The 25,347-nt window shown below is 72.2% G+C and carries 26 protein-coding genes; 9 read left to right on the top strand and 17 right to left on the bottom strand.

The window, feature by feature from the left end:
* Positions 1–45: 45 nt before the first annotated feature.
* Positions 46–630 carry a Uma2 family endonuclease gene (locus IE142_RS05150; protein ID WP_191884604.1) on the top strand — a complete coding sequence of 195 codons (585 nt, stop codon included), beginning with the start codon at positions 46–48 and terminating at the stop codon, positions 628–630.
* Here IE142_RS05150 and IE142_RS05145 read toward each other — a convergent pair whose 3' ends face one another.
* Positions 631–1,551 (bottom strand): AEC family transporter, encoded by a 921-nt coding sequence (locus IE142_RS05145; protein ID WP_191884603.1) that lies wholly within the window; start codon positions 1,549–1,551, stop codon positions 631–633.
* 126 nt (positions 1,552–1,677) lie between these two features.
* On the opposite strand from IE142_RS05145, the gene IE142_RS05140 reads away from it, so the two are divergent.
* Positions 1,678–2,064 (top strand): STAS domain-containing protein, encoded by a 387-nt coding sequence (locus IE142_RS05140; RefSeq protein WP_191884602.1) that lies wholly within the window; start codon positions 1,678–1,680, stop codon positions 2,062–2,064.
* Here IE142_RS05140 and IE142_RS05135 read toward each other — a convergent pair.
* Together IE142_RS05135 and IE142_RS05130 are read right to left on the bottom strand one after the other, a co-directional pair.
* On the bottom strand, positions 1,957–2,961 hold the full coding sequence (locus IE142_RS05135) for a sigma-70 family RNA polymerase sigma factor (RefSeq protein WP_191884601.1): 1,005 nt from the start codon (positions 2,959–2,961) through the stop codon (positions 1,957–1,959). The genes IE142_RS05140 and IE142_RS05135 overlap by 108 nt on opposite strands.
* 123 nt (positions 2,962–3,084) lie before the next feature.
* On the bottom strand, positions 3,085–4,386 hold the full coding sequence (locus tag IE142_RS05130) for an MFS transporter (RefSeq protein WP_191884600.1): 1,302 nt from the start codon (positions 4,384–4,386) through the stop codon (positions 3,085–3,087).
* A gap of 63 nt (positions 4,387–4,449) precedes the next feature.
* Here IE142_RS05130 and IE142_RS05125 point away from each other — a divergent pair, with 63 nt between their 5' ends.
* The gene (locus IE142_RS05125; protein WP_191884599.1) at positions 4,450–5,403 is read left to right on the top strand and encodes a LysR family transcriptional regulator; all 954 of its coding nucleotides are present in this window, start codon (positions 4,450–4,452) and stop codon (positions 5,401–5,403) included.
* Between the two features lie 32 nt (positions 5,404–5,435).
* Here the strand turns inward: IE142_RS05125 and IE142_RS05120 are convergent, their stop codons facing one another.
* Positions 5,436–6,197, bottom strand: coding sequence for an alpha/beta hydrolase (locus tag IE142_RS05120; protein ID WP_191884598.1), 762 nt, complete (start codon positions 6,195–6,197; stop codon positions 5,436–5,438).
* A 154-nt stretch (positions 6,198–6,351) separates the two neighbouring features.
* Here IE142_RS05120 and IE142_RS05115 point away from each other — a divergent pair, with 154 nt between their 5' ends.
* Together IE142_RS05115 and IE142_RS05110 are read left to right on the top strand one after the other, a co-directional pair.
* Positions 6,352–7,521 (top strand): adenosine deaminase, encoded by a 1,170-nt coding sequence (locus IE142_RS05115; RefSeq protein ID WP_191884597.1) that lies wholly within the window; start codon positions 6,352–6,354, stop codon positions 7,519–7,521.
* Positions 7,522–7,659: 138 nt separating this feature from the next.
* Positions 7,660–8,013, top strand: a complete 354-nt coding sequence (locus IE142_RS05110; protein WP_191884596.1) for an ATP-binding protein — start codon at positions 7,660–7,662, stop codon at positions 8,011–8,013.
* 89 nt (positions 8,014–8,102) lie between these two features.
* On the opposite strand, the gene IE142_RS05105 is transcribed toward IE142_RS05110, so the two are convergent.
* The 5 genes from IE142_RS05105 to afsQ1 form a co-directional block, all read right to left on the bottom strand.
* Positions 8,103–8,306 carry a PspC domain-containing protein gene (locus IE142_RS05105; RefSeq protein WP_043380648.1) on the bottom strand — a complete coding sequence of 68 codons (204 nt, stop codon included), beginning with the start codon at positions 8,304–8,306 and terminating at the stop codon, positions 8,103–8,105.
* 96 nt (positions 8,307–8,402) lie between these two features.
* Positions 8,403–8,954, bottom strand: coding sequence for a VanZ family protein (locus IE142_RS05100; RefSeq protein WP_191884595.1), 552 nt, complete (start codon positions 8,952–8,954; stop codon positions 8,403–8,405).
* A 164-nt stretch (positions 8,955–9,118) separates the two neighbouring features.
* Positions 9,119–9,739, bottom strand: a complete 621-nt coding sequence (locus IE142_RS05095) for a hypothetical protein (RefSeq protein WP_191884594.1) — start codon at positions 9,737–9,739, stop codon at positions 9,119–9,121.
* Positions 9,739–11,382 (bottom strand): ATP-binding protein, encoded by a 1,644-nt coding sequence (locus IE142_RS05090; RefSeq protein ID WP_191884593.1) that lies wholly within the window; start codon positions 11,380–11,382, stop codon positions 9,739–9,741. Before IE142_RS05090 ends, IE142_RS05095 begins: the two co-directional genes overlap by 1 nt.
* Positions 11,379–12,056 carry a two-component system response regulator AfsQ1 gene (gene afsQ1, locus IE142_RS05085; RefSeq protein WP_029394402.1) on the bottom strand — a complete coding sequence of 226 codons (678 nt, stop codon included), beginning with the start codon at positions 12,054–12,056 and terminating at the stop codon, positions 11,379–11,381. The genes IE142_RS05090 and afsQ1 overlap by 4 nt, the downstream gene beginning before the upstream one ends.
* A 245-nt stretch (positions 12,057–12,301) precedes the next feature.
* Between afsQ1 and IE142_RS05080 the strand changes: the two genes are divergently transcribed.
* Positions 12,302–13,057: a SigE family RNA polymerase sigma factor gene (locus IE142_RS05080; RefSeq protein ID WP_191884592.1), complete on the top strand. Its 756-nt coding sequence runs from the start codon at positions 12,302–12,304 to the stop codon at positions 13,055–13,057.
* 225 nt (positions 13,058–13,282) lie between these two features.
* On the opposite strand, the gene IE142_RS05075 is transcribed toward IE142_RS05080, so the two are convergent.
* Entirely contained in the window at positions 13,283–13,885 is a 603-nt protein-coding gene (locus IE142_RS05075; protein WP_191885042.1) for a uridine kinase family protein, read from the bottom strand.
* A 192-nt stretch (positions 13,886–14,077) separates the two neighbouring features.
* Here IE142_RS05075 and IE142_RS05070 point away from each other — a divergent pair, with 192 nt between their 5' ends.
* Positions 14,078–14,482: a hypothetical protein gene (locus IE142_RS05070; protein ID WP_191884591.1), complete on the top strand. Its 405-nt coding sequence runs from the start codon at positions 14,078–14,080 to the stop codon at positions 14,480–14,482.
* 93 nt (positions 14,483–14,575) lie between these two features.
* On the opposite strand, the gene IE142_RS05065 is transcribed toward IE142_RS05070, so the two are convergent.
* From IE142_RS05065 to deoC, 3 genes are read right to left on the bottom strand one after another with little or no spacing between them, the layout of a single operon-like run.
* Positions 14,576–15,469 (bottom strand): aldehyde dehydrogenase family protein, encoded by an 894-nt coding sequence (locus IE142_RS05065; protein ID WP_191884590.1) that lies wholly within the window; start codon positions 15,467–15,469, stop codon positions 14,576–14,578.
* Positions 15,462–16,898: an aldehyde dehydrogenase family protein gene (locus tag IE142_RS05060; protein WP_191884589.1), complete on the bottom strand. Its 1,437-nt coding sequence runs from the start codon at positions 16,896–16,898 to the stop codon at positions 15,462–15,464. Before IE142_RS05060 ends, IE142_RS05065 begins: the two co-directional genes overlap by 8 nt.
* Positions 16,899–16,903: 5 nt before the next feature.
* Positions 16,904–17,869: a deoxyribose-phosphate aldolase gene (deoC, locus tag IE142_RS05055; protein WP_191884588.1), complete on the bottom strand. Its 966-nt coding sequence runs from the start codon at positions 17,867–17,869 to the stop codon at positions 16,904–16,906.
* A gap of 179 nt (positions 17,870–18,048) precedes the next feature.
* Here deoC and IE142_RS05050 point away from each other — a divergent pair, with 179 nt between their 5' ends.
* On the top strand, positions 18,049–18,744 hold the full coding sequence (locus IE142_RS05050; protein WP_191884587.1) for a PH domain-containing protein: 696 nt from the start codon (positions 18,049–18,051) through the stop codon (positions 18,742–18,744).
* A 76-nt stretch (positions 18,745–18,820) separates the two neighbouring features.
* On the opposite strand, the gene IE142_RS05045 is transcribed toward IE142_RS05050, so the two are convergent.
* The 4 genes from IE142_RS05045 to IE142_RS05030 form a co-directional block, all read right to left on the bottom strand.
* A complete protein-coding gene (locus IE142_RS05045; protein ID WP_229830168.1) occupies positions 18,821–20,101 on the bottom strand; it encodes a putative hexosyltransferase in 1,281 nt (426 codons plus the stop codon).
* Positions 20,102–20,224: 123 nt separating this feature from the next.
* Entirely contained in the window at positions 20,225–21,892 is a 1,668-nt protein-coding gene (locus tag IE142_RS05040; protein ID WP_191885040.1) for a phospho-sugar mutase, read from the bottom strand.
* A 572-nt stretch (positions 21,893–22,464) separates the two neighbouring features.
* On the bottom strand, positions 22,465–23,289 hold the full coding sequence (locus IE142_RS05035; RefSeq protein WP_043383339.1) for a purine-nucleoside phosphorylase: 825 nt from the start codon (positions 23,287–23,289) through the stop codon (positions 22,465–22,467).
* Positions 23,290–23,382: 93 nt separating this feature from the next.
* Positions 23,383–23,820: a gamma-glutamylcyclotransferase family protein gene (locus tag IE142_RS05030; RefSeq protein ID WP_043380616.1), complete on the bottom strand. Its 438-nt coding sequence runs from the start codon at positions 23,818–23,820 to the stop codon at positions 23,383–23,385.
* Positions 23,821–23,891: 71 nt separating this feature from the next.
* Between IE142_RS05030 and IE142_RS05025 the strand changes: the two genes are divergently transcribed.
* Positions 23,892–25,340 (top strand): NAD(P)H-quinone dehydrogenase, encoded by a 1,449-nt coding sequence (locus tag IE142_RS05025; protein WP_191884586.1) that lies wholly within the window; start codon positions 23,892–23,894, stop codon positions 25,338–25,340.
* Positions 25,341–25,347 lie beyond the last annotated feature (7 nt).

Raw genomic sequence — 25,347 nt, 5'->3', positions numbered from 1 at the left:
CGTTCGGCATGCTGGGATCGGTGACGCACCGATAGGAGAACCGCCATGAGCGCACTCACCGTGAGCCAGGAGCCCGACCAGAACTGGGACGACCTCGTCCGGTTCTGGGAGGAGATGGAATGGCCAGAGGGCAGCAAGGTGGAGATCATCGAGGGGATCATCACCGTGTCACCTGCTCCGGGACTGCCGCACAATGACATCACCGACCGCATTCAGCGGCGTTTGTATGCGGTCATCCCCGACCGATGGGGCATTTATCAGACGCTCGCGCTCTCGGTTCCGTCTCGCCTGGAAATGCTCATCCCCGACCTGGTGGTGACACATCTGCCCGATCACACCGAGTCCGACACCCACATCCCCGCCGCCCTCGCCGAGCTCGTGGTCGAGGTCACCTCCAAGTCCAACGCCCGGCACGACCGCATCAGCAAGCCCGCCGCCTACGCCACCGCGGGCATCCCCCTTTACCTCCTCGTCGACCGCTGGGCCCCCGGTGGCCCCACCGCCACGCTCTACGGCGAACCGAAGGGCGACGTCTACCGGGTGCTGAGCGCCGCCAAGTTCGGGGACCCCCTCAGGCTCCCCGCCCCCTTCGACCTCACGATCGACACCAGCGAGTTCCCCGAGGCCTGACTACCCCAGCACCGCCGCCACCCCCACCAGCACCGGCACCGAAACCACCGTCGACACCAGGATCGCGTCCCGCGCCAGTCGCTCGCCCACCCCGTACGTCGACGCGTACGTGTACAGGTTCTGCGCCGCGGGAAGCGCCGACGTCACCACCACGTCGAGGAGTCGGGCGCCCCGCAGTCCGAAGACCCCCGCCGCCAGCGCCCAGGCCACCGCCGGCTGCCCCACCGTCTTGAGCGCCACCGCCAGCAGCACGGGCCGCCGTTCCACACCCCGCAGCGGCATCGTGGAGCCGCACAGGCCGATGCCGAAGGCCAGCAGGACCGCCGGGACCGACATGTTGCCGATCAGGGTCAGCGGGTCCATCACCGGGGCCGGCACGCGCAGCCCGCTCGCCGCCACCGCGACGCCCGCCAGCGAGCCGACGGCTATCGGATTGCGCACCGGCGTCAGCAGCCGCCGCCACAGCGGGCCCTTCCCGCCCCCTCCCGAAAGGTCCAGGATCGTCACCGCCACCGGCGTCACCAGCACCAACTGGAACAGCAGCACCGGAGCCACCAGCGAGGCGTCGCCCAGGACGTACACGGCGATCGGGATGCCGAGGTTGCCTGAGTTGACGTAACCGGAGCAGAGCGCGCCGATCGTGGTCCGGCCCGCACCCCAGTGACGTGCGACACCAACCGCGATGAAGAGTCCGGCCACCGCCGCCGTGGACAGTGCCGTGACCAGCAGACGGCTGGAGAAGACCACCGACAGGTCGGCCGTCGCGAGGGTGGTGAACAGCAAGGCGGGGGAGGCCACGTGGAAGGCGAGCTTGGTCAGGACCTCGCGTCCCTGGGGGCCCAGATGCCCCCGCACCCCCAGCACGTACCCCACGGCGATGACGACCGCGATGACCGCGAAGCCGGTCAGCACCCCTTGCACGGCACCTCCCCGCCGAGCGGAGGCACCTGCGACGGCTTGGCGGGGGGAGGAAACGCGTGGGGCATACAGCAAACCCTCCGGGGGAGGGTGTGCGCACGTCAATGTGATCTCTGATGGCGGGCACCGATGAGTTCCCGGTTCACCCCCGGTCTACCGCACGTGGACGCCGTGACACCCGCCGTACTCGTGCTGTCGGGGCCCGTCTCCCGAGGGGAGACACCCCGGCTCTGCGACGAGGTGCGCGCGCTGCTGGAAGGCACCCGGGCCGGGGTGGTCGTCTGCGACGTCGGCGGGCTGGGACCGCCGGGGATCGCCGTCGTCGACCTGCTGGCCCGCCTGGAACTCACCGCCCGCCGGGCCGGGGGCCGCATCCGGCTGCGCGACCCCGACCCCGCGCTGCACGCCCTACTGGACCTCGTCGGCCTCCGCTTCGAGACGGAGCGGCAGGTCGAACAGCGGGAACCACCGCTTGGTGTCGAGGAAGCAGTGGAACCCGGTGATGCGGCCGTCTGAGATCTCCAGCACCTGCACGGCCCACGGCGCGTAGCCGCCCGCCTCCGGGTCCGGTTTGTAGTGCGCGAACGCCGGCAGCCCGTTGGCGTTGACCGGCACCAGCCGCGAGTTCGCGCACGCCGCGCCGAGGGTCGTCATGAAGCCGGTGATGTCCGCCGGACCGGCCAGCCACAGGTCGAACGGCGGCATCGTCATGACGGCGTCCTCGTGCAGCAGCGCCGTCAGCGCCGTCATGTCGTAGCCCTCGAAGGCCGCGACATAGCGCTCCAGGAGCTGCCGCTGCTCCTCGTCCAGCGGGTCGGAGACCGCCGCCGTGTCGCCCCGCTCCCCGCGCTCGGCGAGGGTCGCGCGGGCGCGCTGCAGGGCGCTGTTGACGGAGGCGACCGTGGTGCCGAGGAGCTCGGCGACCTCGCTCGCCCGCCACGCCAGCACCTCGCGCAGGATCAGCACCGCCCGCTGCTTGGGCGGCAGCTGCTGGAGCGCGGCCATGAAGGCGAGGCGCACCGACTCCTTGGCGACGGCGGCCTCGGCCGGGTCGGCGGTCGAGGGCAGCACGCAGGCGTCGGGCATCGGCTCCAGCCAGGTGTTGTCCGGGCGCGGGGACAGAGCGGCCTGGGCGAGCGGCGTCGAATCCGTCAGGTCCATCGGCCGGGCCCTCTTGTTGCCCGCGGTCAGCATGTCCAGGCACACGTTGGTCGCGATCCGGTAGAGCCAGGAGCGGAGGCTGGAGCGGCCCTCGAACTTGTCATAGCTCCGCCAGGCGCGGATGAGGGTGTCCTGGACCGCGTCCTCGGCCTCGAAGGAGGAGCCGAGCATCCGGTAGCAGTACCCCGTCAGCTCGACCCGGTGCTTCTCCAGCGCGGCATCCAGCTCCGTCGTCGTGGTGCCGTTGGTCATCGTCCACCCACCCCTGTGGCGTTCCCGTCGTGCGCGTCTTCGCGCCTCGCACTTCGGAAGCTACCGCAGGGGACTGACAATGGCCTGTGCAGTCGAGAAACCCGCAGGTGGGGAAGGCGGTCCTCAGGCCCGCGCCGGCACGCCCCCGCCCGTACGCCGTGCCGCCAGCGACCCGGCCACGGTGATGGCCACGACACCCAGCACCGCCAGCAGCCCGACGCCGACCGTCCCGGCCCAGCCGCCGGAGTGGAAGGCCATCGCGCCGACCGTGCTGCCCGCACTGGAGCCGATGTAGTACGCGGACTGGTACAGGGCCGAGGCCTGCGCCCGGCCGTGCGTGGCCGTCCGGCTCACCGCCGAGGACGCCACCGCGTGCCCGGCGAAGAAGCCCGCCGTGATCAGCACCAGTCCCAGCAGGACCAGCGGCAGGGACGGGGCGAGCGACAGCAGCAGGCCCGCCGCCGTCGTACCGCCGCCCAGGTACAGTGCCCCGCGCCGGCCGAGGCGTCCCACCAGACGGCCCGCCGTCGACGCCGAGACCGTGCCCACCAGGTAGACCAGGAAGATCGAGCCGATGACGCCCTGCGGGAGCGAGAACGGGGCCTCCGTGAGGCGGTAGCCGATCACCGTGTAGACGCCGCCGAACACCGTCATGAACAGCGCGCCGATCGCGTAGAGGCGGCGCAGCAGCGGGTCGGCGAGGTGGTCGCGGACCGTGCGGGCCAGGACGCGCGGGCGCAGTGAGCCGGGCGTGAAGTGCTTCGGCGTCGGCAGCAGCAGCCGGAAGGCCACCGCGCACGCCACCGCCACGACGCCGATCACGCCGACGGCGACCCGCCAGCCCCACTCCTGGGCGACCCACCCGGTGATGACCCGGCCGCTCATCCCGCCGACGCTGTTGCCCGCGACGAACAGGCCGATCGCCGTGACCAGAGCACGCGGAGTGACCTCCTCCGCGAGGTACGCCGTCGCCGAGGCCGGCAGCCCCGCCAGCGCCGCGCCCTGCACCGCGCGCAGCGCGACCAGCGCCGGCAGCGACGGGGCGAAGGGGACCAGCAGCCCGACGGTCACCGCGACCGCCAGCGACGCCGTCATGACCGTACGCCGTCCGAACCGCTCGGACAGGGCGCTCATCGGCAGGACGAACACCGCCAGGCCGCCGGTCGCGGCGGCCACCGTCCAGCTCGCGTCGCCGGCCGTGACGCCCATGTCGCCCGAGATCAGCGGCAGCAGCGCCTGGGTGGAGTAGAGCAGGGCGAAGGTCGCGACGCCCGCGAGGAAGAGGGCGAGGCTCATCCGGCGGTAGCCGGGGCCGCCCGGGGCCGTGCGCGAGTCGGAGACGTCGGGTGTGCCCGGGACGTCGGGGGTGGAGACGGATGCAGCGGCGCCCACGGTGGTGGACGCCCCGGTATCGGCGGGAGTCATACCGTGACCGTAGGGAGCCCCCGATTCATCCGTCCAATGCATGGAACGGCCATAATCGTTCCCATGGTGCATCAGTCGAGCTCACGGACGCGTCTGTCATCGTCCGGTGACACGGAAGACATCGTCACCTTGCTCGCGCCCCGCCTCGCGCACTTCGCCGGCGTGGCCCGTACCGAGCACGTCACCCGGGCCGCGCAGGAGATGAACGTTCCCCAGTCGACGCTCTCCCGGGCCCTCGTCCGCCTCGAGGCGGACCTGGGCGTCGACCTGTTCGTCCGCCGCGGCCGCACCCTCGCGCTGACCGTCGCCGGCCGCACCTTCCTCGGCTCCGTCGAACGTGCCCTCGCCGAGGTCGAGCGTGCCGCCGAGGAGGTCCGCGCGGACGCCGACCCGGCCACCGGCAAGGTCGCCTTCGGCTTCCTGCACACCATGGGCGCCGAGACCGTGCCCGGCCTGCTGCACGCCTTCCGCGCCGACCACCCCCGGGTCCGCTTCAGCCTCGTGCAGAACTACGCCGAGGCGATGCTGGAGCGGCTGCGCGCCGGCGAACTCGACCTGTGCCTGACCTCCCCGGTCCCGGACGCCCCCGACCTGGTCACCCGCCGCCTGGACGAGCAGAAACTGCGGCTGGTCGTGCCGGCCGACCATCCGCTGGCCGGCCGGCGGCGCGTCCGCCTCGCCGAGGCCGCCGACGAGACCTTCGTGACCCTGGAGCCCGGCTACGGCCTGCGCCGCATCACCGACGCCCTGTGCAAGGAGGCCGGTTTCCGGCCGCGGGTGGCGTTCGAGGGCGAGGAGGCGGAGACCCTGCGCGGCCTGGTCGCCGCCGGTCTCGGCGTCGCGCTCCTGCCGCCGCCCGCGGTGCCCCGGCCCGGCGTGGTGGAACTGACGGTCACCGCGCCGCGCGCCGCCCGGGAGATCGGCGTGGCCTGGCTGGCGGGACGCACGGACACGCCTCCGGTGGCGGCCTTCAAGGAGTTCCTGCTGTCGAGGAGGGGGCACCTCCTGCCGAACTGATCGCCGCCGTGCCGCCGCGACCGGCCACGGACCTACCGCCGCAACGACTTCCCGAACCCCACCGCCAACGGCATCCGCAGTCCCAGCGGCGGGGGAGCCGCCAGGGCGTCCTCCACCGGACGCGAGAAGGGCAGCCCGAAGAGCGCGCCCATCACGAAATCCTCGGCCAGCGCGAGGACTTCCTCCCGGTAGTGGCGCAGACCGTGACCGTCGGAGTGGACCTCGAACCGACACACCGCGCGGTTGGCCTTCTTCGCCCGGGAGGCCAGCCGGAACGACAGCTCGGGGTCGCTGCGTTCGTCGTTGGTGCCGTGCACGATCAGCACCTGACGCCCGGCGAGCTGCTTCACCGGTTCGGGGGGCGCGGCCATGTCCTCGTCGGGCAGCCAAGGGGCGATCGCAAGCACTGAGTTGACGGCATCGTGCCCTCCCGCGCGCAGCGCGGCCCGGCCCCCCATGCCGATGCCGGCCAGGCAGACGGGCACGTCGCCGTAGCGCCGTACGGCCTCCTCGGCGGCCCAGTCGGCGTCGCGGGCGAGGTGGGCCTCCGCACCGTTCCAGCCGCGGTAGCGGTAGTGCACGACGTGCGCGGCCAGGCCCTCGTCCCGCCCCGCGCGCGCGAGCCGGCGCCCGAGCGCGCGCACGGAAGCCGCCGCCAGCAACGGAGACGGTCTGCGGCCGGAGACCTCGTCCCCGCCGGGGAGCAGCAGCACCACCCCGCTCACCGCCGTCCTCTCCGGACCGAGCGTTCGCCCCAGCCGGGCCCGACGGACCGGCGTCGCTTGCTGTGCCATGGCAGAACATTCTCAGAAGACCGGGTGTACGCCACCCGTCCTCGCAGTCACCGTTACATATCGACGGATCCGTAAACCCTGGTTCCGTGCGGCGCGTTCCCCGGGTCCGTGCGTTCACCCGTTGCTCTACGCGCGTAGGAGTTAGAGTGCGGAAATGACGAGCCAGAGCACCGCGACGACCAGCGCGAGGACACCGACGCCGGACCACATCCGCCGGGCGCCGAAGGTTCTGCTGCACGACCACCTCGACGGCGGGCTGCGCCCCGGCACGGTCGTCGAACTCGCCCGGGACACGGGCTACTCGAAGCTCCCGGAGACCGACGCCGACCGGCTCGGCACCTGGTTCCGCCAGGCCGCCGACTCCGGTTCGCTGGAGCGCTACCTGGAGACCTTCTCCCACACCGTCGGCGTCATGCAGACCCGCGACGCCCTGGTCCGGGTCGCCGCCGAGTGCGCCGAGGACCTCGCCGCGGACGGCGTCGTCTACGCAGAGGTGCGCTACGCCCCCGAGCAGCACCTGGAGGGCGGGCTCAGCCTCGAAGGGGTCGTCGAGGCCGTCAACGAAGGCTTCCGGGAGGGCGAGCGGCGCGCACGCGAGAGCGGTCACCGCATCCGCGTCGGCGCCCTGCTCACCGCCATGCGGCACGCCGCACGCGCCCTGGAGATCGCCGAGCTCGCCAACCGCTACCGCGACCTCGGAGTCGTCGGCTTCGACATCGCGGGCGCGGAGGCCGGCTACCCGCCCACCCGGCACCTCGACGCCTTCGAGTACCTCAAGCGTGAAAACAATCACTTCACTATTCACGCGGGTGAGGCCTTCGGTTTGCCGTCCATCTGGCAGGCCCTCCAGTGGTGCGGCGCCGACCGGCTCGGACACGGCGTGCGCATCATCGACGACATCCAGGTCCACGAGGACGGCACGGTCAAGCTCGGCCGGCTCGCCTCCTACGTCCGGGACAAGCGCATCCCCCTGGAGCTGTGCCCCAGCTCCAACCTCCAGACCGGCGCGGCCGACTCGTACGCCGAGCACCCGATCGGCCTGCTGCGCCGACTGCACTTCCGTGCCACCGTGAACACGGACAACCGGCTGATGTCCCACACCGGCATGAGCCGTGAATTCGAGCACCTTGTCGACGCGTTCGGTTACACGCTCGACGACATGCAGTGGTTCTCCGTCAATGCGATGAAATCAGCGTTCATCCCTTTCGATGAACGACTGGCCATGATCAATGACGTCATCAAGCCCGGCTATGCCGAGTTGAAGTCCGAATGGCTGTTCCAGCAGACGGCTTCCACCAGCGGTTCTGTCGAGGATAAGGGTTGACGGGAAGGGGACGGTAATGCGGACATGCGGGCGGGCTTTCACAATCCGTCCGCATTTCGATGTTTGCCGCCGGGTGCGGTGCATGTTTACGGTCGAGGCCCGCTCACATCCCCGTCATTCCATTCGAGGACGCATTTCATGAAGCAGTCTGCTGCCAAGACCCTCGGTGTCGCTGCCCTCGGCGCCGCCTTCGCCGCCGCCGGCGCGGGCGCGGCCACTGCGGCCCCGGAGCTCCCGGACGCCACCAAGACGGTGGACTCCGTCGCCCAGACGCTCCCGGCCGACGCCGTCTCCCAGGTGGCGCCCGGCGTGGGCAACGTCGTGGAGCAGGGCCGCCACCTCTCCAGTGCGGGTCTGACCTCCGCGCCGCCGTTCGTCGAGAAGGTCGTCGAGCAGCAGCTCGCCGACACCCCGGCCAAGCCGGTCGCCGGACTCCTCGGCGGTCTGCCGGCGCAGGGCCTGCCGGTCAACGGCATCCCGCTCGGCGGCTGACCCGCGCCCTCCCGACGCGCCGGAAGGGGCGCACCCGGTGTCCCCGGGTGCGCCCCTTCGGCGTGCCCAAGGGAGGTGCGTCCGACGGTCTACCAGGCCGTGCGCGCGGCCTTCTCCTCGGACGGCAGCAGGATCCACAGGGCGAGGTAGAGCAGGAACTGCGGGCCGGGCAGCAGGCAGGAGACCAGGAAGATCACCCGCATCGTGGTGGTGGAGGTGCCGAAGCGCCGGGCCAGCGCGGCGCACACTCCGCCGATCATGCGGCCGTGGGTGGGGCGGGCGAGGCGGGACATCGCGGCTCCTTCATCTGCGTGTGGCGGGGACTGCCTGGTCGACTTCCCCTTCATCTGCCCTCCACGCTACGGAGACGAACGGAACAAAGCGTCGCTCTACGGGGCGATACCGACCCTGGGAATCGTCGGGGTCCGACCCTGAGCGTGCTCCTCCTGGGGGACGTTGTCCCGCCGCCCACGCTCGGACCTGCGACGGAGCCGGGCACGGCCCGCGGGAACGACGGCGAGGTGCACGAGGGCCACGCCGGCCGTGTTCAGCAGCAGTGAGTCGACATCGACGACCTGACCGGGCACCCCGGTCTGCAGCAGCTCGATGCCCAGCGACAGCAGGGCCCCCGCGGCCGTGGTGCGCAGCAGCGAGCCCAATGGCGAGACGGTCAGCCGGCCCCCCGCCACCGGCAGCAGCACGCCCAGTGGTGCCAGCAGCGCCATCGACCCGCCGATGGCCCGCGCCGCCGCGGGCCAGCCCAGCGCCAGATCGGCGCGGATCCCGTCGAAGGGCTGCAGGTTCGGCGGCAGCACCCAGGGGACGTCCAGCGGCCGCAGGGTGTACCAGGCGACGAACGCGAGATGTGCGACCAGGAGAGCACTTCCTGTCACACGGATGCGGAGCGCGGCGCTGCCGCCGAGGAACCCATGACGCTGCACGCCCCCCTAGACGCGGCCGCCGCCGCGCGCGGTTCCGGCACCTCCCACGCAAGGGTGAGGCTTGCGCCACACGGCCCACGCCACACGCCCCGGACCCACGCCCCCGGCCGGACGGGAGGGACCCCGCGCCGCACTGCGCGCCCCGGGGGTGGCCTTCCCGCCCGTCAGCCGTCGGTGACCTCGGTGGGCGGCGGCTCGTTGCTGCCCGGCCGGGCCCGTACCTCGTCCGTGCAGGAGTAGCGGCGCGCGGGCGCGTCGGAGGGGCCGGCCAGGATGACGGAGCCGTCGCCCTCGGCCGCCGCCGAGTCGGAGAAGGTACACACGATCTGGGCCAGCGCGTACGAGGTGAGGTCGGCGGGGGCGGTGCTCAGCCGCAGCGTGTCCTCGGGGTCGCCCGTGCGCGGGCCGGTCACCGCGACCTCGCCGCGCACGTCCGTGGTGTAACCGGCCTGCTTCTCCGCGGCCGACGGCGGCTCCGTCAGTTCGTCGAGCAGTCCCTGCGCCACCGTCACCCGCCGACCGGAGCCCGCCGCGGCCTCCGGCACCTGCATCGTCCGGTCCACGGCCACCAGCGACGAACCGCACAGCAGGAACACCTGAACCGGCACACCGGGCACGGTCCGCGCGGACACATCCGGTTCGGCGAGCGAGCAGCGCACCCGCGACGGCGCCGGACCGAAGTCGGTGGGCACCTCCGTGGACCGGATACCGCACCCGGTGAGCAGCAGCGCCAGTACACCCAGCACGGCCGGCCCCGGACGGACCGGCAGGCGGCGTACGGTCATCAGACCTGTCCCTTCGCGTCCTTGCCCTCGTCCCCCCGGGAACCGGCAGAGCCCGGGGAGTTCGAGGAGCCCGAGGAGCCGTCGGCGCCCCCGCCGTCCGCCGCGTCCTCGTCCCCGTCCGTCGGCGGCGAGGGGGCCTGAGGCAGCCGCAGCACGAACACCGCACCCCCTTCGGGGTGGTTCTCGGCGGTGATCTCACCGCCGTGGATGTGCGCGTTCTCCAGGGCGATGGACAGGCCGAGCCCGCTGCCCTCGGAGCGCGGCCGAGAGGCGCTCGCCTTGTAGAAGCGGTCGAAGACGTGCGGCAGGACGTCCTCGGGGATGCCGGGCCCGTGGTCCCGCACCCGGATGACGACCTCGTCGTCCGCCCGCGCCACCGACACCCTCACCGGCGACCCGCCGTGCTTGAGCGCGTTGCCGATCAGGTTGGCCAGGATCACGTCCAGGCGGCGCGGGTCGAGCCGGGCGTGGATGCCGCGCTCGGCGTCCAGGTCGACGGCGTCCAGCCAGGCGCGGGCGTCGATGCAGGCGGTGATCTGGTCGGCCACGTCGACGTCGTCCAGGACCAGCCGGGCCGTGCCCGCGTCGAAGCGGGTGACCTCCATCAGGTTCTCCACGAGGTCGTTGAGCCGCCGCGTCTCGCTCACCACGAGCCGGACCGCGGGCTCGATCATCGGGTCGAAGCCGCCGCCCTCGAACTCCAGCTCCTCCTCCAGCACCTCCGTCACGGCCGTGATCGCCGTCAGCGGGGTACGCAGCTCATGGCTCATGTCCGCCACGAAGCGCCGCGACGCCTGCTCCCGGCCCGCCATGTCCGCCACCCGCTTCTCCAGGTTCTCGGCGGCGCTGTTGAACGTCCGGGACAGATCGGCCAGTTCGTCGGTGCCGGACACGCGCAGCCGGGTGTCCAGCTTGCCCTCGCCGAGGCGCCGCGCCGCCACCCCCAGCCGGTGCACCGGCTTGAGCACGGTCGTCGCCAGCGCCTGGGCGAGCAGCGCGGAGCCGAGCAGGGCGAGCCCGGTGGCGATCCCCAGCGACCAGGCGAGCGAGTTGAGGTCCTTGGCCTCCGGCTCCAGCGTCTTGAGCATGTAGCCGGTCGGCCCGCCGCCGATCACCTTCGCCCCGGCCACGAGGTACGGGGTGTCGTCCTCGGTGATCCGCTGCCAGTACAGGTGGTACGGGTGCTTGTTGGCCGAGGTGACCCTCTGCTCCTTGCCCACGGCGGTGCGCAGCGACTCGGGCACGTCGGCCAGCGAGAAGCCGCCCAGCCCGCCGGAACTGCCGTACACGGTCTTCCCGTCGGAGTTCTCGGCGACCAGCAGCACGCTGAACCGCTGGCTGCTGTTGGCCATCTGCCCCGCGGTGTGCTGCAACTCGTCCTGCGAGGGGTTCTCCGGCAGCGCGCCGGCGCGGTTCTGCATCTCCTGCTCGAAGCCCCGCAGCACGGCGTCCTGGGTGCGGGTGAGCACCGCCTCCCGGTTCAGCCAGTAGGCGATGCCGGACGCGGAGACGGCCGCGGTGAGCGCGACCAGACCGAAGACGAGGACGAGCCTGAGACGCAGGCTGGTGAAGCGCAGCCCGGCCCAGACTCCCTTGCGAGCCGCGGCCCAGCCGCGTGAACCCCCCTGGTGTTCCTGTGTCACTGAGGCGGATCCAGCCGGTAGCCGACACCCCGCACGGTACGGATCAGGGTCGGGGACGACGGCACGTCCTCGACCTTGGCGCGCAGCCGCTGCACGCAGGCGTCCACCAGCCGGGAGTCGCCGAGGTAGTCGTGCTCCCACACCAGCCGCAGCAACTGCTGCCGGGACAGCGCCTGTCCCGGCCGCCGGCTCAGTTCGAGCAGGAGCCGCAGCTCGGTCGGCGTGAGCTGGAGGTCCTCCCCGTTCTTGGTGACGGTCATCGCGGAACGGTCGATGACCAGGCTGCCGAAGCTTGCCGAGTCGCTGGACTCCCGCTCCCCGCGCCGCAGCACGGCCCGGATCCGGGCGTCGAGCACCCGGCCCTGGACGGGTTTGACCACGTAGTCGTCGGCGCCCGACTCGAGACCGACGACCACGTCGATGTCGTCGTTGCGGGCGGTCAGCAGGATGATCGGCAGCTGGTCGGTGCGCCGGATGCGCCGGCACACCTCGAACCCGTCGATGCCGGGCAGCATCACGTCCAGCACGATCAGGTCCGGCCGCTGCTCGCGCAACAGCTTCAGACCGTCCTCACCGCTTGCAGCGGTGGCCACCCGGTGACCCTGGCGCGTCAGTGAGAGCTCCAGGGCCGTGCGGATGGCGTCGTCGTCCTCGATCAGCAACAGGGAAGGCACGGGCTCATTCTGGCCCATGGAGGGGGTGCGGTTCGACCTGTGGGTCCACAACGGCACCGACCCTGCCGCCGGACCCTGTGAAGGAACCGTGCCGCACCCGTGACGGAGCCTTGTGACAGGTCTGTGACAGTCGGCGGACACGGTCATGAAGTCACCCCGGCAAGCTTTTCGGCACAGGCAACACAGCAGGACGCAAGACGCAGTACCGAAGTCGAACACCGTAAGTCCACGACGGGGGGCGCGAGATGAACACGCTGCACGGCACCAGCACCAGCGCAGTGGTCACGCGTCTGCACGACGTGCACGCACACCGGTCCGCGGAGAAGTCCGGTGCCGTGAGCGGGCGGGGGTGCGCTCGCGGCACCGGGCGGCAGCACACCACCTACATGACGGTGGTGGACGCCGCCAAGGGGGGAACCCAGGGGGGACCGCACGGGGGAACGGCGTACGGGGAGGCCGAGGGGGAGCGCCGCTCGCTGTCGGAGGCGGAGTTCACCGCCTACGTCCAGGAGCGCCGCGCCTCCCTGTACGCCACCGCCTACCACCTCACCGGCGACCGCTTCGAGGCCGAGGACCTGCTGCAGAGCGCGCTGTTCTCGACCTACCGGGCGTGGGACCGGATCAGTGACAAGGCGGCGGTCGGCGGATACCTCCGCCGCACCATGACCAACCTGCACATCAGCGCCTGGCGCCGCCGCAAGCTCAACGAGTACCCGACCGAGGAACTGCCGGAGACGCCCGGCGACACGGACGCGATGCGCGGCACCGAGCTGCGCACCGTCCTGTGGCAGGCGCTGGCCCGGCTGCCCGAACTCCAGCGCACCATGCTGGTCCTGCGCTACTACGAGGGCCGCACGGACCCGGAGATCGCGGACATCCTCGGCATCAGTGTCGGCACGGTGAAGTCCAGCATCTGGCGGTCGCTCCGCCGGCTGCGCGAGGACGAGGTCCTCAGCTTCGGCCGTGACCGGGAGGACGCCTTCGGCGAACTCGTCGCCTGAAGGTCTGGAGGTCCGGGGTGACCTCCGCAGGAACCCGTGAAAAAAGTTCGAGCCGGGGTGTATCAGGGGGAGGGGACCGGGCTCTTACTCACGGGGAAGCACCACGGGGGAACAACGGGGGGACACGGGGGAACGGGGGACACGGGGGAAGAGAGCGGGACTGGAGGGCCGGGGGGTCCGTCCAGTCCCGCTTCTCGTGCGTACGGGGGTGCGCGCGAGGGCGTGTTACGCCGCCGTACGCACCGTGGCGCACCGTCCCGCCGCCGCGGCCGCCAGTCGGCCCATCGCCTCGTCCCGGTCGCAGGCGTACGCGCCCAGGGCCGTCTGCCGTGCGATGACGGACCGCTCCTGCCGCATCAGCCGCAAGCCGCGGCGCAGCAGGAACGGCACCGACTTGCGGTTCTCCCGCAGATCCCGCACGAGGCGGCGGCGGAAGGTCGTCACCGGGCCCCGGCTCAGGCACAGCGCGTCGGCCAGGACGCCCAGTTCCCGGCAGCGGGCCACGAGTTCGGCGGCGAAGATTCCCTCCGCGAGGAACAGCGGGGTCCGCCCGATGTCGACCGTCTCCTCGCCGGTGCGGGCGCTGCGCGAGATGTCGTAGACGGGCACCTGTGCACGGCCCGCCCGGCACAGCTCCGTGATCGCGGCGACGGCGGCGTCCGCGTCCCACGAGCCAGGGTGGTCCCAGTCGATGTCGGAGCTCTGCGGCGTCAGCGGCAGCGTCGGGTCGGTGCCCTCCTTGTAGAAGTCGTCGAGCCGCAGCACCGGGAGGCCGGAGTGGGCGGCGAGGAGGGACTTGCCGGAGCCGGAAGGGCCGCAGAGCAGCACGACTCGCGTCGGTATGGGCGGATGGGAGGTCACGGGACACCAGTCTGAGGCATCGAACGGCCGCCGTACGACCCGGCGGGACGACTTTGCAGTGCGCGTCACACCGCGATGACACTGCGCGGTGACCTGTTCACCTTCCGCGCTGTTACCACGGTAGTCCCGAGCACCCCACACCAAGAGGTGGCAGCAGCGATGGCCCGACACGCGTACCCCCGCACCCCGCACGCCCAGCGCGCCCTGATCGCCCTCGCGACCGCCGGGGCGGCCCTGGCGGCAGGCGCCGCGACGGCCTCCGCGGACAGCGGTGAGACGATGGCCGGCCCGGCGCACACCCGGCCCGCCTCGCTGGGCGACATCGACCCGCAGGCCGGCCTCCGGGCCGTGACCGGCACGGTCGGCCACGTCACCGGGCCGGCCGCCGATCTCAAGCCCAACCCCCTGGCCGGCACCGGCGTCGACCCCCTCGACAACGGCGTCGGCACCGAGGTCGCCGACTTCCAGCCGCTGACCTCCACCGCCCTGACCGGGCCGGTGGCACAGGCGCGGTCGGTCGGCTCCGTGCCGGTGGTGGGACAGGCGACGGAGCTGTTGCGCTGACCGTCCCGCCTCCGAACGCCGGGAGCCGCGCCTTCCCCGGACGGAGGGAGGACGCGGCTCGTCCCGTGGGCGCGGTGCGTGTCCTGTGGCGCCTCAGTAGGAGGAGCCGGACGCGCCCAGCGCGCCCGTCGGGTGCCAGACCGTCTTCGTCTCCAGGAACGCCGTCATGCGGTCGATGCCCGGCGCCGCCGACCAGTCCGCGTCGTCCACAGGCTGTGGACGCAGGACGCGCTTGAGGTTGTCCGCCGCCGCGATCTCCAGCTCCTTCGCCAGCGTCTCGTCGGCGCCGGTGAGGTCGATCGCGTTGACGTCCTGGTGCGCGGCGAGCGGGGTGGCGATCTCCGCCGTACGGCCGGAGAGGACGTTGACCACGCCGCCGGGAAGGTCGGAGGTGGCCAGGACCTCGCCCAGGGAGAGGGCGGGCAGGGGCGACTTCTCCGACGCGACCACGACCGCCGTGTTGCCGGTGGCGATGACCGGGGCGACGACCGAGACCAGGCCGAGCAGCGACGACTCCCGTGGGGCCAGGACGGCGACCACACCGGTCGGCTCGGGGGAGGAGAGGTTGAAGAAGGGCCCCGCGACCGGGTTGCCGCCCCCGACCACCTGAGCGATCTTGTCGGTCCATCCCGCGTACCAGACCCAGCGGTCGATCGCGGCGTCGACCTGCGCCGCAGCCTTCGACTTCGCCAGGCCCTCGGCGTCGGCGACCTCCGCGACGTACTGGTCGCGTCGGCCCTCCAGCATCTCCGCGATCCGGTACAGGATCTGGCCGCGGTTGTACGCAGTCGCGCCCGACCACGCGCCGAACGCCTTGCGCGCGGCGACCACCGCGTCACGGGCGTCCTTGCGGGAGGAGAGCGGGGCGTTCGCCAGCCACTTGCCCTTCGCGTCTGTCACCTCGTACACCCGGCCGCTCTCGGAACGCGGGAACTTCCCGCCCACGTACAGCTTGTAGGTCTTGAAGACACTGAGTCGGTCAGACATCGAGGTACGCCTCCAGGCCGTGGCGGCCGCCCTCGCGGCCGAAGCCCGACTCCTTGTAGCCGCCGAACGGCGAGGTCGGGTCGAACTTGTTGAACGTGTTGGACCAGATCACGCCCGCGCGCAGCTTGTTCGCGACCGCCAGGATGCGCGAGCCCTTCTCCGTCCAGATGCCCGCCGACAGGCCGTACGGCGTGTTGTTGGCCTTGGCGACCGCCTCGTCCGGCGTACGGAAGGTGAGGACGGACAGCACCGGGCCGAAGATCTCGTCGCGGGCGACCGTGTGCGCCTGGGTGACGTTGGTGAAGAGCGTCGGGGCGAACCAGTAGCCGTTCTCCGGGATGTCGCAGGCCGGGGACCAGCGCTCGGCGCCCTCCGCCTCGCCCTGGTCGGCGAGCGCGGTGATCCGGGCCAGTTGCTCGGCGGAGTTGATCGCGCCGATGTCGGTGTTCTTGTCCAGCGGGTCGCCCAGGCGGAGGGTGGAGAGCCTGCGCTTGAGGGAGTCCAGCAGCTCGTCGTGGATCGACTCCTGGACGAGCAGGCGGGAGCCCGCGCAGCAGACCTGGCCCTGGTTGAAGAAGATGCCGTTGACGATGCCCTCGACGGCCTGGTCGATGGGGGCGTCGTCGAAGACGATGTTGGCGCCCTTGCCGCCCAGTTCGAGCGTCAGCTTCTTGCGGGTGCCCGCGACCGTGCGCGCGATCTCCTTGCCGACGGCCGTGGAGCCGGTGAAGGCGACCTTGTTCACGTCGGGGTGGGCGATCAGCGCGGCGCCGGTGCGGCCGTCGCCGGTGACGATGTTGACGACGCCCTTGGGCAGGCCCGCCTGACGGCAGATGTCCGCGAAGAAGAGGGCGGAGAGGGGGGTGGTCTCGGCGGGCTTGAGGACCACCGTGTTGCCCGTCGCGAGCGCCGGGGCGATCTTCCACGCCAGCATCAGGAGCGGGAAGTTCCACGGGATGACCTGGCCCGCGACGCCGAGCGGGCGCGGGTTCGCGCCGAAGCCGGCGTGGTCGAGCTTGTCGGCCCAGCCCGCGTAGTAGAAGAAGTGCGCGGCGACCAGGGGGAGGTCCGCGTCGCGGGTCTCCTTGATCGGCTTGCCGTTGTCCAGGGTCTCCAGGACGGCCAGCTCGCGGCTGCGCTCCTGGATGATCCGGGCGATACGGAAGAGGTACTTCGCGCGCTCGGAGCCGGGAAGCGCCGACCACTTCTCGAAGGCCTTGCGGGCGGCCTTCACCGCGCGGTCGACGTCCGCCTCGCCGGCCTCGGCGACCTCGGAGAGGACCTCCTCCGTGGAGGGGGAGACGGTCTTGAAGACCTTGCCGTCGGCGGCCTCGGTGAACTCGCCGTCGATGAACAGGCCGTAGGACGCGGCGATGTCGACGACCGCGCGGGACTCGGGCGCCGGTGCGTACTCGAAAACAGGTGCCATGGTGATCAGTCCACCGTCACGTAGTCGGGACCGGAGTAGCGGCCGCTGGCCAGCTTCTGGCGCTGCATCAGCAGGTCGTTCAGCAGCGAGGAGGCGCCGAAGCGGAACCAGTGGTTGTCCAGCCAGTCCTCGCCCGCGGTCTCGTTGACCAGGACCAGGAACTTGATCGCGTCCTTGGCGGTACGGATGCCGCCGGCCGGCTTCACTCCGACCTGGACGCCGGTCTGCGCGCGGAAGTCGCGGACCGCCTCCAGCATCAGGAGGGTGTTGGCGGGCGTGGCGTTGACCGCGACCTTGCCGGTGGAGGTCTTGATGAAGTCGGCCCCGGCCAACATGCCGAGCCAGCTGGCGCGGCGGATGTTGTCGTACGTCGACAGCTCGCCGGTCTCGAAGATGACCTTGAGGCGGGCGGACGTGCCGCAGGCCTCGCGTACGGCGACGATCTCGTCGTACACCTTAAGGTAGTTCCCCGCGAGGAACGCGCCGCGGTCGATGACCATGTCGACCTCGTCCGCGCCCGCCGTCACGGCCTCGCGCACGTCGGCCAGCTTGACGGCCATCGAGGCGCGGCCCGCCGGGAACGCCGTGGCGACCGAGGCGACCTTCACGTCGGAACCGGCGACGGCCTCCTTGGCGGCGGGCACCATGTCGGGGTAGACGCAGACGGCCGCCGTCGCCGGGGCGGTGCGGTCGGTCGGGTCGGGACGGACCGCCTTCGCGCCGAGCGCCCGGACCTTGCCCGGGGTGTCCGCGCCTTCCAGCGTCGTCAGGTCGACCATCGAGATGGCGAGGTCGAGGGCGTACGCCTTCGCGGTGGTCTTGATCGAACGGGTGCCGAGCGAGGCGGCGCGCGCCTCCAGGCCGACCGCGTCGACGCCGGGCAGCCCGTGGAGGAAGCGGCGCAGCGTGCTGTCGGACGCGGTGACGTCGGCGAGTCCGTGTGCGGGTGCAGCGGATGCAGTGGTGGGCATGGTCACCAGGCGAGCATATCTACGCGCGTAGCGGCTGTACAGCCCCGTGCGGTTGTCCAAGAGGGCGGCACCGTCGTGCGCGGAGGGGTGCGGGCATGTGCGCGGCGTGCGGTGCCGGTCCGCGTGCCGACCGGCACCGCCTATGAGCGCCGTCCGGGGCGTCGGGCACAATCGGCAGCATGACGACCCCGGAGCCCCAGTCACCGTCGCCGCAGCCGCCGGTACCCGTGTCCAAGGACCGGGTCTACCGCTCGCCCGCCGGCATCGCCGGTGGCGTTCTGCTGCTCGCCCTCGCCCTCTGGCTCGGTATCGACGCCGTGGTCGCCGGGGAGGGGCGCACGCCTTGGCTGGCGCTCGCGGCGCTGCTTTTCCTCGTGCCGCTCGTCCTCGCCTACACCGTGCGGCCCGCCGTCTTCGCCAACGACGACCGGCTGCGCGTGCGCAATCCCTTCCGCGTGGTCGTGGTGCCCTGGGGGCAGGTCGCCTCGTTCCGGTCGGCCTACTCCAACGAGGTCGTCACCGAGGGCGGCGACAAATACCAGCTGTGGTCCATCCCCGTCTCGCTGCGCGGCCGCAAGAAGGCCGCACGGCAGGAGGCGCGACGGTCCGCCGGGGCGGGCCGTGGGCGTGGGGGCGCGCTCGGCGGCTTCGGACAGTCAGGGAGGAGCGACATCGATGGCGCGGCGGCCGGTGCCGGGGCGGACGGGCCGGTGCGCGCCGAGGCCGACAAGATCATGGACGAACTGCGCGGCCTGCTGGAGGCGCGGAAGCCGGCCAGCACCTCGGGCGAGGTGACGGTGCGGTGGGCCTACGAGATCTTCGCGCCGGTGGTGGCCGGGGCGGTGCTGCTGGCGGTGCTGCTGGCCATCGGGTGACGGCCACGGGGACGGGTGCGGGGGTGGTCCCGGTCCGGGAGGCGGTCCCGGACGCGGGGCGACCGCGGCGGGGGCGTCAAGGGGCCGCCGACCAGACCAGGAGCATGTACGCCCCGCAGTACGTCGAGCCCAGCACCGCGGCCGTCAGCACCAGCGCACGGTGGCGCCGGGAGGCGCGGGACAGGTGCAGGGCCAGCGGCAGGAGCAGCGGGAAGGCCGGGAGCAGGAAGCGGGCGCGCGGGAAGTAGACGCCTCCGCTGCCCAGCACGATCACGAGCATCACGCCCGTGTAGAACAGCAGCGCGGGCGGCTGGCGGTCCCACGCCGACAGGCCGAACAGCACCACCGCCCCGACCAGCGTGAGCGTCACCACCACCAGGAACAGCTGCGGGGTCGGGTCGCGCCACAGCAGCCACCGGAACTGGTGCAGGGTGCGCAGGCCGCCGTCCAGCTCGTTGTACCAGAGCCGCTGTACGGCGAAGTAGCCGTCCCAGCGGCCCAGCCGCAGCCCCACCCAGGCGAGGTAGGCGCACCAGCCGAGCGGGGCGAGGGCCGCGGCCGCGACGACGCGCGGGGCGGGGGCGCGGTGCCGGGCGAGGTGCAGCAGCGCCGTCACCGTGACCGCGAGGGCCACCGCGATGCCGGTCGGGCGGGTCAGGCCCGCCAGCGTGGCGCAGCCGGCCGCCCACAGCCAGCGGCCCGTGAGCACCGCGTACAGCGACCAGGCCGCGCACGCCGTGAACAGCGATTCCGTGTAGCCCATCCACTGCACCGCGCCGACCGGGAACGCCGCCCACAGCGTGGTCAGCAGTACACCGACGCGGCGGCAGTGCAGGCGGTCGCCCACCGCGAAGATCCCCCACGCCGCGACGAGTGAGGCGACGACGGCCAGGCCGAGCCCCGTGGAGGCGCGGGAGCCCGGGGTGAGGACCGCGACCGCCTTCACCAGGACCGGGTAGAGCGGGAAGAACGCCAGGTTGTTGGTGTTGGGGGTGGTGCCGAGTTCGTCGGTGTAGCCGTGTTCGGCGATGCCCAGGTACCAGTCGGAGTCCCACTGCGCGGCCAGGTTGACCCACAGGTCCTGGTTGCGGCGGGGCGCCCAGAAGGCGAGTACCGCCAGACCCGTCAGGCGTACGGCGAGGTAGGCGGCGAGGGCGGGGGCGGCATGCCGTGCGGCCTCGTGGGCGGCGCGCAGGAGGTGCCGGGCGCGGGCCTGCGGGTTCGGGGGCGGGGCGGGTGCGGCGGGAGTCCGGGGGCGCCGGGTGCCGGGGATGTGTCCGCCGGCGGTGGTCTTGGGCGCGGTCGAGGACACGGCGGCGGCTCCCTGGCTCTTGGCGGTGCGGTTCTTCCGCTCCACCGTTGCCCGGGGTGCGGCCGGGGATCGGGAAGGTCCGTCAATGAGTTGTGGGATACCACCCGATGGGGTGCCTCCGGGTGGGGGCACCCCATGGGGACCGGGTGAGTCCGGCGGGGCGTGCGGTCAGATGCCCGCCGCTGCCGACAGGTCCCGCTTGAGGGCCGCCAGCAGGTCCTGCGCCGTTGCGCGGGCCTGAGGGAGGTCGGCGTGCGCCGTGACCGGGACGACCACCTCCAGGTAGCACTTCAGCTTCGGCTCCGTACCGCTCGGGCGGACGATCACGCGGGCGCCGTCGAGCGTGTAGCGCAGGCCGTCCGTGGGCGGGAGCGTGTCCGTGCCCCGGGTGAGGTCCTCCGCGTTCGTGACGGGCAGGCCGGCGAGGCGGGCCGGGGGCTGTTCGCGCAGGCGGTGCATCGCGGCGGCGATCAGGGAGAGGTCCTCGACGCGGACCGAGAGCTGGTCGGTGGCGTGCAGGCCGTGCTCGACCGCGATGTCGTCGAGGAGGTCGAGGAGGGTGCGGCCCTGCTCCTTGAGGACGGAGGCCAGCTCCGTGATCAGGAGGGCCGCGGTGACGCCGTCCTTGTCGCGGACTCCCTCCGGGTCGACGCAGTAGCCGAGGGCTTCCTCGTAGCCGTAGCGGATGCCGTCGACGCGGGCGATCCACTTGAAGCCGGTGAGGGTTTCCTCGTGAGGGAGGTGAGCCTTCTCGGCGATGCGGCCGAGGAGGGAGGAGGAGACGATCGACTCGGCGAACGTGCCGTGCGCTCCGCGGGTGACCAGGTGGGCGGCGAGGAGGGCGCCGACCTCGTCGCCGCGGAGCATGCGCCAGTCGGTGCCGGTTCCTCCGGGTTCGGTCACGGGAACGGCGACGGCCAGGCGGTCGGCGTCGGGGTCGTTGGCGATGACCAGGTCGGGCGCGGGGGTCGTCTCGCGGGCCTTGGCGAAGGCGAGGTCCATCGCGCCGGGCTCTTCCGGGTTGGGGAAGGCGACGGTGGGGAAGTCCGGGTCGGGGTCGGCCTGCTCGCTGACGAGGGTGGGGGTGGGGAAGCCGGCCCGGGCGAAGGCGGCGAGGAGGGTGTCCTTGCCGACGCCGTGCATCGCCGTGTAGACGGTCCGGGCGGTGCGGGGGGAGTCGGGGGCGAGGACGGCGTCCGTGCGGGCGAGGTAGGCGTCGAGAACGTCGTCGCCGAGGGTCTGCCAGCCGGTGGTGGGGCGGGGGACGTCGTTCAGGGAGCGTACGGCGTCGATCTCCGCGGCGATGTCGGCGTCGGCCGGGGGCACGATCTGGGAGCCGTCGCCGAGGTACACCTTGTAGCCGTTGTCGCGGGGCGGGTTGTGGCTGGCGGTGACCTCCACGCCGGCGACGGCACCGAGGTGGCGGATGGCGAACGCGAGGACCGGGGTGGGAAGCGGGCGGGGGAGGACGGCGGCGCGGAGTCCGGCGCCGGTCATGACGGCGGCGGTGTCGCGGGCGAACTCCTCCGACTTGTGGCGGGCGTCGTAGCCGATGACGACCAGGCCGTCGTCGTGGCCCTGCTTCCCGAGGTACGCGGCGAGGCCGGCGGCGGCGCGGATGACGACGGCGCGGTTCATGCGCAGGGGGCCGGCACCGAGTTCGCCGCGCAGGCCGGCGGTGCCGAACTGGAGGGTGCCGGAGAAGCGTGCGGTGAGCTCCGCGCGGTCACCGGTGTCGATGAGCGTGGCGAGTTCGGCGCGGGTGTCCGCGTCGGGGTCCTCGGCCAGCCATGCCTTGGCCCGTGCGAGGAGGTCGTCGTCGTGCACGTCGGTCAGCCTCTCGTGTGTCTGTGGTGGGGGTGGGGCGTGGTGCGGGGTGCCTGCGGCGGCCTGTGCGGGGTGCCTCCGGCGGTGGGGCGGGGGTGCCTGCGGCGGCCTGTGCGGGTTCGGCGGGGGTGCGGGTAGCGCGTTCGGTTGTGCGGTGGGTCGGGGCCGCGCCGGGAGGTGTCCGTCCTCGGAACGGCGCGGAATCGGTCGGCTACGGGGTTGAACGGCGCGGACGCGCCAACCGCTGCGGGCGGACACTCCCCGACACGTCCCCTTCCCGCCGTACGCGACTTTCCGCCCGAGGGTGGCGCGCAACCGCCGGTCCCTCCGCGCCATTCCGCGCGCCCGCGGGCCGGTGGGTGCCGCCCTACTCACGTAGCTGCGGGCAGTCGTGCCGCTGGGGCGATGGGGGTCCCCCCGCTCGAGCGAAGCCGAGAGTGGGGGAGGGTGGGCGCAGCGGCACCCCGCAATGCCGGGCTGCGCACCCACCCCGCGCCCACACCCACCCCGGGTGCGGATGAGGCGCCGGGCGCGGCCCCCGCAGGGACGTCGAGTGTGGACGCCGCAGCAGAGAAGGCCGGTTACAGGCGTCCCAGCACCTGCGTCAGCAGCGCCCCCATCCGCGCGGCGGAGTCGCGGCCCGCCTGCAGGACCTCCTCGTGGTTCAGCGGCTCCCCCGTCATGCCCGCCGCGAGATTGGTCACCAGCGAGATGCCCAGGACCTCCGCGCCGGCCTCGCGGGCCGCGATCGCCTCCAGGACCGTCGACATGCCCACCAGGTCGGCCCCGATCACGCGGGCCATGCGGATCTCGGCCGGCGTCTCGTAGTGCGGGCCGGGGAACTGGGCGTAGACGCCTTCCTCCAGCGTGGGGTCGACCTCCTTGCACAGCGCCCGCAGGCGCGGGGAGTACAGGTCGGTGAGGTCGACGAAGTTCGCGCCGACGATGGGGGAGGTGGCGGTGAGGTTGATGTGGTCGCTGATCAGGACCGGCTGGCCGGGGCGCATGCCCTCGCGCAGGCCGCCGCAGCCGTTGGTCAGGACCACCGTCTTGGCGCCGGCGGCGACCGCCGTGCGGACGCCGTGGGAGACGGCGGCCACGCCATGGCCCTCGTAGTAGTGGGTGCGGCCCAGGAAGACCAGCGCGCGCTTGTCGCCGAGGGCGTACGAGCGGATCTTGCCGCCGTGCCCCTCCACCGCGGGCTTGGGGAAGCCCGGCAGGTCGGTGACCTGGAACTCGGCCTCGGGGGCGCCCAGAGCGTCCACGGCCGGTGCCCAGCCGGAGCCCATCACGAGGGCGACGTCGTGGGTCTCGGCGCCGGTGAGTTCGCGCAGGCGGGCGGCGGCGGCGTCGGCGGCGGCGTAGGGGTCGCCCTGGATGTCGTCCGGAAGAAGAGATGCGTTCACGCCGAAGAGGGTAGCCGGTTTACGCCTACGCGCGTAGATGAAGGAGGTCACGGGATTCGGATCGTTGGTTTGTCGTTTTCGACGAGAGGTCGTTCAACAGGGGCGTTTGCGCAGCTCCATGACGTAGTCGTGGGGCGCGCCGGCCGATTCGGCGGCGTCCGCCACCTCGCCCAGGTAGCGGGCGGAGGGCAGACCGCCCTCGTAGGCGTTCAGGACGTACGTCCACGCCTTCTCCTCGCCGTCCAGGGTGTGTACGCGTACGCGGGTGCGGCGGTAGACGTCCAGGCCCACGCCCTCCCAGCGGTCGAGGGAGTCCTCGTCCATCGGGGCGATGTCGTACAGGGACACGAAGACCTGGGAGATCGGGTCCTCCACGAGGGTCGCCAGCGCGCCCTCCCAGCCCATGTGCTCGCCCCCGAAGGTCAGCCGCCACCCGTTCAGCCAGCCGGTCGCGCGCAGTGGCGAGTGCGGGGCGCGGCGGGTCATCAACCGCGCGTCGAGGTTGCCGGCGTACGCGGCGTAGAGCGACATGGGGAGAGGGTACGCGCCGTTCTTGTAACGACGGCGCCCCCGGGCGGCCCCGCGTTGAAGGGTGCGGGAGAATGGAGTACGTGACTCGGATCGTGATCATTGGTGGCGGACCCGGCGGATACGAAGCGGCGCTGGTGGCCGCTCAGCTCGGCGCGGAGGTGACCGTCGTCGACTGCGACGGTCTGGGCGGGGCGTCGGTGCTGACCGACTGCGTGCCGTCCAAGACCCTCATCGCCACGGCTGAGGTGATGACCACCTTTGACTCGTCCTACGAGGAGCTGGGGATCATCGTCGCCGACGACACCCCGCCCATGGAGCAGGCCGCCCGGGTGGTCGGAGTCGATCTGGGCAAGGTCAATCGGCGTGTGAAGCGGCTCGCGCTCGCTCAGTCGCACGACATCACCGCCTCCGTGACACGCGCCGGTGCGCGGGTGGTGCGCGGGCGCGGGCGACTGGAGGGCATGCAGGCCCTCGACGGGTCGCGGAAGGTCGTGGTGCGGGCCGCCGACGGGAGCGAGGAGACGCTGATCGCTGACGCGGTGCTGATCGCGACCGGCGGTCACCCTCGCGAGCTGCCGGACGCGCGGCCCGACGGTGAGCGCATCCTGAACTGGACCCAGGTCTACGACCTGGACGAGCTGCCGGAAGAGCTGATCGTGGTCGGGTCCGGTGTGACCGGAGCCGAGTTCGCCGGTGCCTACCAGGCGCTCGGCTCGCGGGTCACGCTCGTGTCGTCGCGGGACCGGGTGCTGCCCGGTGAGGACCCCGACGCCGCCGCCGTACTGGAGGACGTGTTCCGGCGGCGCGGGATGAACGTCATGTCGCGGTCCCGGGCCCAGTCCGCCAAGCGGGTGGGCGACCGGGTGGAGGTGACGCTCGCCGACGGGCGGGTCATCACCGGGTCGCACTGCCTGATGGCCGTCGGCGCCATTCCCAACACCGAGGGGATGGGGCTGGAGGAGGCCGGGGTCAAGCTCAAGGACTCCGGGCACATCCGCACCGACCGGGTGTCGCGGACCTCGGCCCCCGGCGTGTACGCCGCCGGTGACGTCACCGGCGTCTTCGCCCTCGCCTCGGTGGCCGCCATGCAGGGGCGGATCGCGATGTACCACTTCCTCGGGGACGCGGTCACGCCGCTGAACCTGAAGACCGTCTCCGCCAACGTCTTCACCGATCCCGAGATCGCCACCGTCGGGTACTCGCAGGCCGACGTCGACGCCGGCAAGATCGACGCCCGTGTGGTGAAGCTGCCGCTGCTGCGCAACCCGCGCGCCAAGATGCAGGGCATCCGGGACGGTTTCGTCAAGATCTTCTGCCGGCCCGGTACCGAGATCGTCGTGGGAGGTGTGGTCGTGGCGCCGCGCGCCTCGGAACTCATCCATCCCATCTCGATCGCGGTCGACAACAACCTGACGGTCGAACAGATCGCGAACGCCTTCACCGTGTACCCGTCCCTTTCGGGGTCGATCGCGGAGGTGGCGCGGCAGCTGCACACGCGCAAGGCCGGCGGGGAAGGCTAGCGCCCGC

This window comes from Streptomyces mutabilis, assembly GCF_014649815.1.
In the GTDB taxonomy this organism is placed as follows: Bacteria; Actinomycetota; Actinomycetes; order Streptomycetales; family Streptomycetaceae; genus Streptomyces; species Streptomyces mutabilis.
The sequence above is the reverse complement of the archived record's forward strand: the minus strand, read 5'-3'. Positions and strand labels throughout refer to the sequence as shown.